At 38.0% G+C, this 14,121-nt stretch carries 10 protein-coding genes and 2 pseudogenes; 10 read left to right on the forward strand and 2 right to left on the reverse strand.

The features are described 5' to 3' along the window. Positions 1-20 precede the first annotated feature (20 nt). From FTU03_RS10430 to codA, 4 genes are all read left to right on the forward strand, one after another. Positions 21-410 carry a hypothetical protein gene (locus tag FTU03_RS10430; protein ID WP_179992955.1) on the forward strand — a complete coding sequence of 130 codons (390 nt, stop codon included), beginning with the start codon at positions 21-23 and terminating at the stop codon, positions 408-410. 583 nt (positions 411-993) lie between these two features. Next, positions 994-2,268, forward strand: coding sequence for a cytosine permease (gene codB / locus FTU03_RS10435; protein WP_004730473.1), 1,275 nt, complete (start codon positions 994-996; stop codon positions 2,266-2,268). Between the two features lie 4 nt (positions 2,269-2,272). Continuing rightward, complete coding sequence (locus FTU03_RS10440; RefSeq protein ID WP_179992956.1) at positions 2,273-3,484, forward strand: PucR family transcriptional regulator; 1,212 nt, start codon at positions 2,273-2,275, stop codon at positions 3,482-3,484. Positions 3,485-3,504: 20 nt separating this feature from the next. After that, the gene (codA, locus tag FTU03_RS10445; RefSeq protein WP_179992957.1) at positions 3,505-4,770 is read left to right on the forward strand and encodes a cytosine deaminase; all 1,266 of its coding nucleotides are present in this window, start codon (positions 3,505-3,507) and stop codon (positions 4,768-4,770) included. 124 nt (positions 4,771-4,894) lie between these two features. On the opposite strand, the gene FTU03_RS10450 is transcribed toward codA, so the two are convergent. Further along, on the reverse strand, positions 4,895-5,626 hold the full coding sequence (locus FTU03_RS10450) for a Fic family protein (RefSeq protein WP_179992958.1): 732 nt from the start codon (positions 5,624-5,626) through the stop codon (positions 4,895-4,897). A 393-nt stretch (positions 5,627-6,019) separates the two neighbouring features. Between FTU03_RS10450 and FTU03_RS10455 the strand changes: the two genes are divergently transcribed. The 6 genes and pseudogenes from FTU03_RS10455 to FTU03_RS16355 form a co-directional block, all read left to right on the forward strand. After that, positions 6,020-6,376 (forward strand): cation efflux protein, CzcI-like, encoded by a 357-nt coding sequence (locus tag FTU03_RS10455; RefSeq protein ID WP_114541535.1) that lies wholly within the window; start codon positions 6,020-6,022, stop codon positions 6,374-6,376. 48 nt (positions 6,377-6,424) lie between these two features. Further along, on the forward strand, positions 6,425-7,753 hold the full coding sequence (locus FTU03_RS10460; protein ID WP_179992959.1) for a TolC family protein: 1,329 nt from the start codon (positions 6,425-6,427) through the stop codon (positions 7,751-7,753). Beyond that, positions 7,737-8,987, forward strand: a complete 1,251-nt coding sequence (locus tag FTU03_RS10465; protein WP_179992960.1) for an efflux RND transporter periplasmic adaptor subunit — start codon at positions 7,737-7,739, stop codon at positions 8,985-8,987. Before FTU03_RS10460 ends, FTU03_RS10465 begins: the two co-directional genes overlap by 17 nt. Continuing rightward, a complete protein-coding gene (locus tag FTU03_RS10470; protein WP_179992961.1) occupies positions 8,977-12,141 on the forward strand; it encodes an efflux RND transporter permease subunit in 3,165 nt (1,054 codons plus the stop codon). The genes FTU03_RS10465 and FTU03_RS10470 overlap by 11 nt, the downstream gene beginning before the upstream one ends. A 63-nt stretch (positions 12,142-12,204) precedes the next feature. Further along, positions 12,205-13,107, forward strand: a complete 903-nt coding sequence (locus FTU03_RS10475) for a cation diffusion facilitator family transporter (protein WP_179992962.1) — start codon at positions 12,205-12,207, stop codon at positions 13,105-13,107. Positions 13,108-13,395: 288 nt separating this feature from the next. Beyond that, positions 13,396-13,455 (forward strand): annotated as a pseudogene (locus FTU03_RS16355) (hypothetical protein); the annotation flags it as partial. Positions 13,456-14,013: 558 nt separating this feature from the next. Here the strand turns inward: FTU03_RS16355 and FTU03_RS10480 are convergent. Next, positions 14,014-14,121 (reverse strand): annotated as a pseudogene (locus FTU03_RS10480) (IS5/IS1182 family transposase); the annotation flags it as partial.

Here is a 14,121-nt window from a genome sequence, read left to right on the forward strand (position 1 = left end):
TATTTTATTGATGTTAGAAAATGAGATATTTAAGCTGTAAAGAAATATATGATGCAATAAAGGAACAGGGTATCAAACAAACGAATACTAGAGAATATGCTTATGAATTTCAATTGAAGAATGGGCAGTACATCTATGTGAAACGTTTATTAGATACTCAAAAGCGAAATCCAGAACCCTCTAGATTGATGATTCATCCTGCATTTGTTGTATTAAAAGATGATCTTCAAGAATTGGAAAATATCGAATTTAATTTTGCCCAGCAAGGTAATATGAATTCCGCATTTGCTCAATTTCCTAAAAGTAGTCAATCACGATGTGATGAAAATCCAACTGAATACGGTATTGGTGTAAATTTTCACGATAAAAGAAGTTTATTAAAATTAATTGTCTTTATTGAAAGCGTATAAAATCAAGAAGGTGCTCATTTGAGCACCTTCTTGATTTGGGTTTTTCAGGGTTAATGCACAATTCAAATTTAGAGATTTTTCATTGGTTTAAATAGTGAGTTCAATTGCCACCATCTCTTCTTCAAGCTATTTAAAAACTATGTATTAATAAATAAGTGAAATTTTTGCTATGAAAATGGGGAACAGGTTTTCACATCTTTGTGCAAAAAATCCACTTACTGCCAAGAAAAAAGCGTTTACGAAAGAGAAAAAATGACATCTGACATACAAGAGCGTCGAAATGAGTAAGATCAAACAAAATAGAAAAACAACCCGAAATTTTACATTTGTAATAGTCTCCTTATCTGTCCGTTAATATCGGTATGTTCTGTAATATTTACAGTTTCTAAAATGCACAAAATAAAATCACTGAATGTTATTAAAGCACAGTAATTTACCCATTTACTCTGTATGAAAAGTAAAAACATGTGCAAATTGCCCATATTTAACAATTTAACCTACATAAATTTAAGCGTTAAAAAAGCGGCATAGCTCTTGCAATACAGCACTCAAGAATTTTAATTGAATAGTAGGAGTGTTGAATATGAGCGCGCATGCAGAGTCGCCTTTAACAGAAACACCACTTTCACAACGTAAAGGCTTTTTCCCAATAGCCTTAGTGTTATTTAGTTTTACTTTTTTCACAGGAACTATGTTCGCAGGTGGAAAAATTGGGGTGGCTTTTGAGTTCACTGATATTTTGTGGATTGTAGCCATAGGCAACTTGCTATTAGGAGCTTATGCCGCGACCTTGGGATTTATTTCTGCACGTAGTGGCTTAAATACAGTTCTAATGGGACGTTTCTGCTTTGGCAACTGGGGCAGTAAATTATCAGACTTTATTTTAGGTTTTGCTGAATTAGGCTGGTTTGCTTGGGGAACAGCAACTCTGGCGATTTCACTTGGAAAAATATTAGGATTTTCTGACAGTTTACTCATTCCTTTGATGGTGCTATTTGGACTCGGTTTTTCCATTACAGCAATTGTTGGCTTTAAAGGACTTGAATATCTATCCCGTGTATCGATTCCTTTAATGTTTATTTTGCTCGTTACTTCTATTGTCTTGGCGACCAAAGAAATTGGTGGATGGACTGGTTTAACTAGTGTTCAACCGACAGAAACACTCACATTGGCAACAGCCATTACCATGGTATTTGGTACCTTTGCTAGTGGTGCAACACAAATTACCAATTGGACGCGCATGTCTAAGAGCGGAAAAATCGCGATTTGGGCATGTCTAGTGAGCTTTGTAATTGGTAATGGTCTAATGGTCCTAGCAGGCGCTTGGATGGCAATCGTTTATCAACAACCCGATATTGTAGAGGTCTTAGTCTTACAAGGGTTATCTATTGCTGCAGTAGTGATGCTTTGCCTGAACTTATGGACGATCCAAGGCCCAGCAATCTATAGTGTTTCAACTGCTGCTTGCCATATGGTAAGAAGTGAACGCCGTAAAACTATGGTGCTTGTAGCTGCTGTTGCGGGGATCATTTTAGCTGCTGCTGGTATGTATGAGCTATTGATTCCGTTCCTATTACTCCTTGGCGCAATTATTCCTCCACTTGGTGGTGTGATCATGGCGGATTACTGGATTCGTCATAAAGGAAAATATCCATTATTAGCTGAAGCAAATATTCCTAATTTTAACTGGATTGGTTTGATTGCTTATTTCACAGGCGCAATTGTTGCCTATGTATCACCATGGATTGCACCTATTGTGGGTATTGTGGTGGCATGTACCACTTATAGTGTGTTGAATTATTTATTCCCATTACGTCAGGAATCATCTGTCTTAAATATAGTAGATGCAGTGGAGTAATGCGATGAATATGACCGTTCAAGATATCCTGAATCTACCTTCACTTTACCCACTAAAATTATGTGGTGGAACAGAAAATATTCATCGGCCTGTCCGCTGGTTCTATGTAGCAGAAAATGAAGGAATCGCTGAATGGATTGAGGGTGGAGAGATTGTATTTGTTACGGGAATCAACTATACCCGTGATGAAAATAATCTCTTAGGTTTACTTGAACAGGCATATGAACGAAATGTAGCTGCGCTTGTCATTATGACAGGTCAGGAATATATCCATGAAATTCCACCTAAACTTATTTCACGCGCAAATGAGCTTGGTTTACCGTTAATTGAGCAACCTTACAGTTTGAAGATGGTTGAAGTTACGCATGCGATTGGTACACAGCTAGTTCAGTTTTCTCAAGTCAAAAAATCGAGTGAAGATGTAATCTCTCAATTACTGACAGGGGATTTTCCATCGGTAGAGACAATTCAACTTCGTGCCAAACAGTTAAAAATTAACTTACTTGGACGTCATGTGATTACAGTACTGCGCTTACACAATATTCATGCCTTGTTTCATACCGATACTGATGCTGTGCATGAAAATCATTTTTTCAGAATTAAACAACAGTGTTATGAAGCCTTGGAAAAATGGTCCAAACAGTGGAAGCAGAAAATTCCAGTCATCCGTCAGGGGGATCAGTTTAGTTTGGTACTCAACCTTGATGATCATGATATCGATGCGTGGAAAAAATCACTCATAGAAGTGATCGATCAAATGAGTCAACTTGATAATAACCTTAAGGTCTTTGCAGGGTTATCAAATGAAGTGAATTCTGCAGTGGCATTTCAACGAGGATTTTGGGAAGCATCCCAAGCTCAGGAAATTGCTTTTGAAATGCAGATGAAAAATAGTATTTGCCAATATCGTGATTTGGGGGTGCTAAAACTTTTAAAAGCGATTCCGAACAAAAGCGTATTGCAGCAATTCATGCATGAAACCTTGGGTATTCTCATTAGCGATAAAAAGCATCCATTTGTACTACTCGAAACGTTAGATGCCTGGCTTAAAGAAAATGGCAACTTAAATGATACAGCCAAACGACTTGGTATCCATAGAAACACCTTAAACCAACGGATTCAAAAAATTGAATCACTGACAAATCAGGTCTTAACTGAGGCAAATTTCCGTCTAAATGCTTCAATGGCATTACTGATCTGGCACATGAGTCATTAATTATTTTAAAAGGAACCAACATGAAAATTATCAATGCAGTTTTACGTCAACAAGAAGGGCTATTTAGTATTACTTACAACAATGGCATCTTTGAAGCCATTGAAAAACAGGCTAGTCTCATTCAAACAGTTGATGTAGATACTATCGATGCACAACAACAATTAGTCATGGCTCCTTTAGTTGATCCACACATTCATTTAGATGCTGTACTCACTGCGGGTGAGCCTGAGTGGAATATGTCAGGTACACTCTTTGAAGGGATTGAACGTTGGGGGCAACGTAAAGCCACGATCACTTTTGAAGATACTAAACTACGTGCTTTAAAAACGCTAGATATGCTCATTGAGCATGGTATTCAACATGTGCGTACACATGTCGATGTCACTGATCCAAGCTTAACTGCAATGCGAGCTATGCTTGAAGTTAAAGAAGAAATCAAAGATAAAGTGAATTTGCAGATTGTAGCATTTCCACAAGAAGGTATTGAGTCATTTAAAAATGGTCGTGCTTTAATGGAGGAAGCCGTAAAGCTTGGTGCTGATGTAGTTGGTGGCATTCCACATTTTGAATATACCCGTGAAAAAGGTGTAAGTTCAGTTCATTTCTTGATGGATTTAGCTGAAAAATATAACTGTCTGGTGGATGTACACTGTGATGAGATTGATGATCCAGCATCTCGGTTTTTGGAAGTTCTGGCAGACGAAGCACACGTACGAGGTATGGGGGAGCGTGTAACAGCTAGCCATACTACCGCGATGGGATCTTATGACAATGCTTATTGTTACAAGTTATTCCGCTTACTAAAACGTTCTAAAATTAACTTTATTTCGTGCCCTACAGAAAGTATTCATTTGCAAGGAAGATTTGATAACTATCCAAAGCGTCGAGGTTTGACACGTGTACCAGAAATTGACCGTGCAGGTATGAATATTTGTTTTGCTCAGGATTCAATTCGTGATCCTTGGTATCCAGTAGGAAACGGTAATATTATTCGTATTCTTGATGCTGGCTTACATATTTGTCATATGCTGGGTTATGAAGACTTACAACGTTGCTTGGATTTTGTTTTAGATAATTCAGCCAAGACTTTATGTTTAGGGGATCAATACGGGATTGAGGTCGGCCGTCCTGCCAGTTTTATAATTATGCCGGCTAAAAATGATTATGAAGTTGTTGCTAATCAAGTAAAAGCTATTTTAAGTGTGCGTAATGGTAAAATTATTATGCAAAGACAACAGGAGCGAGTGAGCTTACTTAAAGTTGGAAATCTAGCTACGCCTGCATAACTAAATAAAAAATTAAAAAACCGATGTTTATACATCGGTTTTTTTTCAATGTTATAGAGCTAATTTACTAAAGTTTTAAAAGCTAAGGGCTTTGTTGCACAAAGCTTTGATAGACAGAGTTCGCCTAAATTCCTAAAACAACCTGATATGGTTTAAATCCTTCTAGTACAGCATCGGAAACTAATTGGATAAAAGCTTCAGTTTTTCCGTAAGCCATCCATTGATCAAGAACCTCATAGTAAGCCAAACGATTTTCTACTGTAATCACACCAGGTGGATAACCAGCTTTAAGCAATTCGAGATTCATCAATAGACGTGACGTGCGACCATTGCCATCAATGAATGGATGGATGCCTACAAAATCTGCATGTACTTTAGCTGCACGTTCAATGGGATGAAGCTTATGTGCCTCTGAATTGTACCAATCAACTAGCTGAGCCATTTTGTCATTGAGCAATGTATAGTCCGGTGGTGTAGTTGTAGCACCAGAGATTAGGACATTTTGTTGACGATAGCGGCCAGCATTATCATCATCAATATTCTTTAAGATAAGCTGATGGATATTACGAATTTGCCATTCAGAAAAAGGTTCTTCCTTTCTAATAATGTCTTCAACGTAATAAATGGCATTTCTATGGTTAATTGCTTCGAAGTGCTCTCGTAAAGCTTTTCCACCGACAGTTATGCCTTCTAACACAACTTTGGTTTCTAATAGAGTAAGTGTATTGCCTTCAATAGCATTGGAATGATAAGTCCATCGTACAATAAGGTCTTCCTGTAAATTTTTTACTATTGCAGGTGATAGGGGGCGATGCTGATCTAATTTATTTTTTAAATCATCAATAATTTCAAACATTACCTTGTCCCTGAATATATCTAAAAGAATGATACATCAAAAAAAGAAAATCAAAGAAATGATATGTTATGGTATATCATTTTATAGTGTGCTCGATGTTGGTATAATCAGTATGCCACTTCAAATCCTGAATTCGGATTTGAACAAGATTTTAAAGTGAATTCAATGCACTAAATCTAAATTGGGTCAATAAATTTTTTTTATTTAATAAAATATCTTTAGAATGAATAAGTTAAGATTTGAGTTCAATTGATGCCACCTAAAATTATTAGGATTAATAAAAAAACAATTATTGACCTTAGAGTTACTCCCAGGTTTATAATGCTATAAAAATTTATTACTTATCCTCATATGCGTTCAATGACATGGATCACAGTCTTAGTGGGATTGTTCATGTTCCAAAGCCTTTGGAATGTGGCGGCTGCTTTTTGTGTCCATGAAGAAAGCATTTCCGTGGTTCAAAACTATCACTTTGGACATCATACAAATGCTTTATGTGTGAGCGAGACACAAAAACATGGTCATCAAGCACCTGAAAAACAGAATAATGATTTAGACTGGGTAGAGAATCACCAGGATCATCTTCCATCGATGATCCAATTGATTTTAGAACAACGTCAAGTTTCTTTTATACAAACGCTGTTTTCATATACTGTTAGACCAGAGTATTTTTGGAATAATGATTACAGTTCGCCTGACTTAAGTTCAAAAAGCCCGCCTCCCGAACTTTCCCCGCTAATGGTGGGGTAGCCTTAAATATTCCCACCACTTTCAAATTTAATTTAGTGGGAAACATCTATGTCTTTTCAAAATATGACTTTTACAAGTCAATGCGTAGCGATTGGGCTCTTGCTGTTTGGCATTCAAAATACTAGCGCATCTGCAAATGAAATCTCGAATTTTCAAGATGCTCTAGCCAAAGTTCAGCAATATCAATCACAATTCGAACTTCAGCAACAGCGTCAGCAACTTGCGATATTAAATACTCAAAACAGCAGTCTTTGGCAAAATCCAACTTTCTCGATTGAACAAAACGGTTTTAGTTCTAGTCAGGAACAAGAACTGAGTGTTGGTATCAGTCAACCACTTGATCTCTTTGGTCAACGTAAGTTAAACCAAGAAATAGCATCAATTTCAAAACAGCAGCTTCAACTTAAAGAGCAACTCTGGCAAGCACAGAGTGAAATGGTGGTGAAGTATGCTTGGGCACAATATCTGTTATCTGAAACTGAAACATCCCTTTTTGCTAAGCAGATGAAAGTGAGTCAAGCGAATCTAGACAGCGCTAACAAACGTTATCAAGCGGGCAGTATTGCATTAGTAGATTATGAACGTGCTCAGATTGACCATTTAGAAATTCAAAGACAATATCAACAAGCTTTACTTGCACTGCAAGCATCGCAACGACAATTGTCTAATTTATGGGGAGAGTCCCAACCTTCCTTAAGTGTTCAATCAAACAAAGTGGTTTGGCCAAGCGAGATCGAGCGTTCAGTTGAAAAAAATATCCAACACGGTTGGCTCGAAAAACTGTATGCCTTAAATATGCAACAATCTCAGCAAAAGGTTGAAAGTTTAAAGATAAAAAACCGTCCTCAACCCACGTTGAATCTTGGCATGGCTCAGACTAAGTCATCTCAAGCTTCGGATGAAACTACTTTAGTATTAGGGGTGGAAGTTCCTTTAAATATTTTTAATCGTCAACAATATGTTATTCCCATGGCTGAGCGCCAACAGCAGTTATTGACTCAAATTCAACAAAGAGAGTTAAAACAACAAATTCTTGATATTGCAAACCGTTTGAATGAGTTGAAAGGCTTGCGTCAACAATATGATGCTATTAATACGCAAATACAGCTTTCTGAAAAAGTCCAGTCTCGAACTTTACAGGGTTTTCAGGCAGGTAAATTCTCTGTCACGGATATACAACAGATATCTTTACAGTTGCAAAATTTACGTGTGGCACAACTGCAAATACTCAAACAAGCTTGGCAGATCGGTCTCAGTGTTGAGGCTTTAAGTTTAGGCACAAGTTATGAAGAGATCAGCCAATCTAATGCTTATAGCCAACTCAATAAAAAAGCCTTTGTAGAAACTCAAAATCTGCTGAATGGGCAGGGAGAATAAAGTGAAAAAATATCAATTTGGAAAAATCTCTCAACCCATTTTAATCAGTGTATTGATCGGCTTAACGGCTTTAATCAGCGTATGGATCTGGTTGGGTAATCAAAATGAAAAAAATGATGAGCATGGGCATGATGGTGAAGATGAACAGCATGATGATCATGCTAAAGAAAGTAAAGAAGATCAGCATAGTGAAGAAGGCGAAATAGAGCTTACAGCGCAACAGATGGTGGAACATGGCCTTAAAGTTGAAACAGTCACACAGGGGGAGATAAACAGCTTTGTAACACTCCCTGGAAAATTGGTGGTGAATACGGATCAACAAGCGCATATTTCACCGAATTTTAGTGGTCATGTTGAGCAAGTTAATGTGGCACTTGGTCAGTATGTGGAACGTGGTCAAACGCTTGCAGTACTTTCCGTCCCTGAATTAATTGATCAACAAGCGAGTTTGAGCATTGCGCAGTCAAGTTTGCGTTTGGCACAGCAAGAATACGAACGAGAACAACAGTTATGGTCACAAGGTATTTCGGCAAAGCAAGATTTGCAGCGTGCTGAAAATACCTATCGCCAAGCCCAAATTACAGTGCAATCTCAGCAAGCCCGTCTACACGCTCTAGGTTCAACTGGGCAAAATGGACGTTTTGTTATTCGCGCACCCATTCCAGGCATGATCAGTCAAAAAGACATTGTGGTAGGTGAAAATGTCCAACTGGCGGATCAGCTTTTTGTGATTGAAAATCTAAAAGACCTTTGGTTGGAATTTAATCTACCAAATACCTCAAATATTCAGCTTCAAGCGGGGCAAATTTTAAATTTTAAAACCAATGGTTCTGATCAAAATTACCAAGCAAAAGTGCAAACGCTGAATTCACAGGCAGATTTACAAACTGGACGTTTACAAGTGCGTGCCAAAGTCACCACACAAGCGGATGTACTGCGTCCAAATGTTTTGGTAAATGTTTTTGTGACTGATGCACAAGCAAAAACAGCGTTAAGAGTTCAGAAAAAAGCCTTACAGCAGGTTGAAGGAAAACCTGTGGTATTTGTGATTGAGTCTGAAGAAAAGGGACAGGTTCATCTTAAAGCACAGCTAATAGAAGTGGGCGTGAGCAGTCAGGATGGGCAATGGCTAGAAGTCATTTCTGGATTAACTGAAGGGCAGAAATACATTGCTGATGGCAGTTTTTTATTAAAGTCTGAATTAGAAAAAGATGAGGCCGGTCATGAGCATTAATCAAGATTTACCTCATCCTGAAGGATTATTTGAGCGCATTATTCAGTTTGCAATTCAAAATGCTATTTGGGTGATGCTGTTTGTCTGCACATGGATTGCGGTGGGTATTTATAGTTATCAGAAGTTGCCAATTGATGCTGTTCCTGACATTACCAATACCCAAGTACAGATCAATACCCAAGCCAATGGTTTTACAGCACTTGAAGTAGAACAACGGATTACCTATCCGATTGAAAATGCCATGGCAGGTATTCCAGATTTGGAGCTAACACGTTCAATCTCCCGCTATGGATTATCCCAAGTCACTGTTGTATTTAAAGATGGAACCGATATCTATTGGGCACGTCAACAAATTAACCAGCGTGTGCAAGAGGTACAGGCAGAACTACCCAATCAAGTTTCACCTACTATGTCACCTGTATCGACTGGTTTAGGGGAAATCTATCAATGGGTCGTTAAAGCTGAACCAAATGCAAAAAAAGCAGATGGTTCTACTTATACAGCGATGGATTTAAGAGAAATTCAGGATTGGATTGTTCGACCGCAACTGCAACGAGTTAAAGGTGTTGCTGAGGTTAATAGTATTGGTGGCTATAATAAAACCTATCTCGTTTCGCCCGATCTAAGTCGTATGCAGCAGTTGAATGTTGGTTTAGATCAATTACAGCAAGCCTTGACACTGAATAATGAAAATCGTGGTGCAGGGTTCATTGAGGAAAATGGTCAGCAACTCACGGTTCGTGTGCCGGGTACCTTGAATAATATCAGTGATATTGAAAACACCATGATTGCAAGTCCGAACGGTAGTCCAATCCGTGTGGGTGATATTGCTCAAGTATCCATTGGTCATGACTTAAGAACAGGTGGTGCTACCTATAACGGTGTGGAAACGGTACTTGGGATTGCCATGATGGCGATGGGCGAAAATAGCCGTACGGTATCAAAATCGGTAGATGCTAAGATCCAAGAGGTTCAGAAAAGCTTACCCAAAGGGGTTAAAATTGAAACTGTTTATGACCGCACCAGCTTGGTCGAAAAGGCGATTAAAACGGTACAAAAAAACCTGATTGAAGGCGCCATTTTGGTCATCGTCATTCTTTTTTTATTTCTCGGGAATATTCGTGCAGCCTTAATTACAGCCTGTGTAATCCCATTGTCGATGCTATTCACACTCACAGGGATGGCGCAAAAAAATATCAGTGCCAATCTCATGAGTTTAGGTGCTTTAGATTTTGGGATTATTGTCGATGGGGCGGTGGTGATTGTTGAAAACTGTATTCGTCGTTTGGCACATACTCAGCAACAGTTAAAGCGACAATTAACTCAACAAGAGCGTTTTAAAGAGGTCTTTTTAGCCGCACGCCAAGCTCGACGTCCCTTGATTTTTGGGCAATTGATCATTTTAGTGGTGTATTTTCCGATTTTTGCTTTAAGTGGTGTGGAAGCAAAAATGTTCCATCCGATGGCACTGACAGTGGTACTCGCCCTTGTTGCAGCCATTATTTTATCGATCACATTTGTGCCTGCTGCGGTGGCATTGTGGGTCAAAGGCGATATTCAAGAAAAAGAAAGTCGTTGGATGTTATGGCTAAAAGCTAAATATCAGCAAACTCTTGATATTGCGTACCAATACAAAGCAGTTGTGCTGACTTTTGCACTGTGTTTATTAGTGATTACAGGATTCATCAGTACCAAACTCGGCAGTGAATTTGCACCACAGCTCAGTGAAGGAGACTTTGCGGTACAACAGTTGCGTTCACCAAGTACAGGCTTAGAAGAGTCTTTACGTATTCAGGAGAATACTGAAAAGCTTCTTTTAAAGAGTTTCCCTGAAATTAAGGCAGTATTTGCCAGAACGGGTACAGCCGAGGTTGCAACAGATGTCATGCCACCCAATATTTCAGATGGCTATATCATGTTAAAGCCTCGTTCAGAATGGCCAAATCCTAAAGAAAGTTTAGATGAATTACGTGGCCGTATGGTGGCGTATTTAGCCACGATTCCAGGCAATAATAGTGAATTTTCACAACCGATTGAACTCCGATTTAATGAATTGATCTCAGGTGTGCGTAGTGATGTTGGTGTGAAAATCTTCGGTGATGATATGGATGTCCTCAATACTGAAGCGACTAAAATCTCCAAAATCATTCAGCAAATATCGGGTAGCAGTGCCGTGAAAGTCGAGCAGACCTCAGGTTTGCCATTACTAAATGTCGAGGTAAATAAAGCTTTGGCTGCGCAATATGGGCTAAGTGTGCGTTCAATTCAAGACCTTGTGGCAACCAGTATTGGTGGTCAAAATGTGGGTGAAATCTTAGAAGGTGATCGACGTTTTGATTTTGAAATTAGATTAACTGATCAAGATCGAAATACATCAACAGTTGCTCAGTTGCCGATTCAGCTTCCTAGTGGAGGGCAAATTGTCTTAGCCGATGTTGCGACAGTCAGTCTAATTGAAGGGGTGAACCAAGTCAGCCGTGAAAATGGTAAACGTCGTATTGTCGTGACAACTAATGTTGAAGGGCGTGATCTGGGTTCTTATGTTTCTGAACTGCAAAAGCAGTTAAAAGACTATGATCTGCCAAGTGGATACTGGATTGAATATGGTGGCCAATTTGAAAATTTAGCTTCAGCTCAATCACGTATGCAAATTGTGATTCCACTGGCCTTATTGACTATCTTTATTTTGCTCATGGCAGTATTTCATAATGTTAAAGAGAGTCTTTTGGTATTTACAGGCGTACCGTTTGCTTTAACGGGTGGTGTTTTATTCCTTTGGCTACGTGGTATTCCCTTATCCATGTCAGCAGGGATTGGCTTTATTGCACTATCAGGTGTTGCTGTCTTGAATGGCCTGGTGATGATGACATTTATCAAAGAGCTTCGAAATCAATACAGCTTAGATGAAGCAGTATGGAGAGGAGCAATTTTACGTTTACGTCCTGTATTGATGACAGCTTGTGTCGCCTCACTTGGTTTTGTGCCCATGGCACTTGCCACTGGAACAGGTGCAGAAGTACAACGACCTTTAGCGACGGTAGTGATTGGAGGCATTATTTCATCCACCATGCTCACCCTTGTATTACTTCCTATTTTATATCGCTGGATCAATACTGATCAGGACAATAAGCTACTACAAACGGAAACCTATTAAGTATAAATATATTCAAGGTAATGCTTCGGCTTACCTTGAATAATCAATAATAAGGAGAGCACTATGAGTAGCTCAAATCAACATGACCACAGTCATTTTGAAGCATCGGAAAAAAATGCCAAAAAACTCTATTTCGCTTTAGCATTAACCACCACATTTTTGATTATTGAAGTCATCACTGCGTTTATGACGCAAAGTTTGGCGCTGTTATCCGATGCTGCGCACATGCTGACAGATGCTGCTGCACTTGCGATTGCATTAGTGGCAATTAAAATCGGACAAAAACCTGCAGATGATAAGCGTACATTTGGTTATCAACGCTTTGAAATTCTGGCTGCATTATTTAATGCACTGATGTTATTTGTTGTTGCTCTCTATATTTTATTTGAAGCCTATCAGCGCTTTGAGAATCCACCTGAAATTCAAAGTATCGGGATGTTGGTTGTGGCAATACTCGGACTGATCATCAATCTCATCTCAATGAAAATCTTGCTCTCGAGTAGCAAAGAGAGTCTCAATATTAAAGGTGCTTATTTAGAGGTGCTTAGTGATGCTTTAGGTTCAGTCGGGGTCATCATTGGTGCACTAATCATCTATTTCACAGGATGGATGTGGATTGATACGCTGATTGCAGTGTTGATTGGGTTTTGGGTACTTCCAAGAACTTGGATATTATTGAAACAAAGTATCCATATATTGTTAGAAGGTGTTCCTGAAGAAATTGATATTGAGAAGTTAAGATCAGATTTATTAATGTTAGAAGGGGTTCAAAGTATTCATGAGTTAAAAGTTTGGGCAATTACGTCAAGAAAGGTGGTTTTGACCGTGCATTTGGTTGCACCTGATGTTGATCAAAAAAAATTATACGATCAGGCTTTTCATATACTTCATGAACGGCATCATATCAGTGATATGACACTACAAATTGAAGATAATAATTGGCATAAGCACCAGCATGCTAAGTAACAAAAACGTAGTCGTAATTACAAAGGTAATTGATAATATAGGTCAATTTTGTAAAAACAATGTAGCGATGATTTTTTGTATAGCTAAGTTGAAGGATTTTTTGAACCATTTAGTTAGTGGAAAAAATTTTGCTAGTGATCAAGCTACCGCTCAAGTCAGCGATCAAGTTAAGCGCCTAATTGAAACGATGGAACACAAGGAATAGAGCCTTAGCGAACTTATGTCATTATTAGCTTTATCGCATCTTGAAACGTTCAAAAAAAATATTTAAGTCCTGCATTAGAGGCTAGATTAATTGAACGAATAATTCCTGATAAACCAAGAGCTCTAAGCAGAAATACAAATTGAAAAAAGATGGCCTATAGAAAATACTGAATAGTAAATAAAAGCAATGTTATAACATTGCTTTTGATCTTCAGTCTTTACGTGTTAAAATGTGTACACCAGTTCTAATCCTGAATTTGGATTTGAACAAGATTTTAAAGTAATTCAATACACTAAATCTAATTTGGGTCAAAATTGGGTCAGTGAATTTTCTTATTCAATAAAATTACTTTAGAATTAATAGGTTAGGATTTGAGTTCAATTGACGCCATCTCCACAAAAAATTCTTTTTATAAATCATCCACTTATATTAAGTGGCTTTTTTATTGGCTACATGTTTATTTTAAGCGTTTACCAAATTCAGTTTAAGATGAAAAAGTTTTTTAATATTAGCTGATTACTTAGGGTATTTAATTAATCATAGTTAAAACTTAATTATTCAAAGGCGAATAATGATTGATAATTGCTGATAGGTTTTATATTAAAGAGATAATTTTTAAAAACTGGAATGAAAGTTAATTTTCCAGATATGTATTTAAACAGAAAAACTTATGAGTCGAGATATTAGATTTCTTTCATAAGTCATTTTTCACTCAGCTCCAAGTTATAAATTCCAGCAATTAGATTGAATCTTAATGCTAGTCTTTTGCCTCGATTGCGATATCGCTCAGCAAGAATTTTGAAGGTTTT

This window comes from Acinetobacter sp. YH12046 (assembly GCF_013419905.1).
In the GTDB taxonomy this organism is placed as follows: domain Bacteria; phylum Pseudomonadota; class Gammaproteobacteria; order Pseudomonadales; family Moraxellaceae; genus Acinetobacter.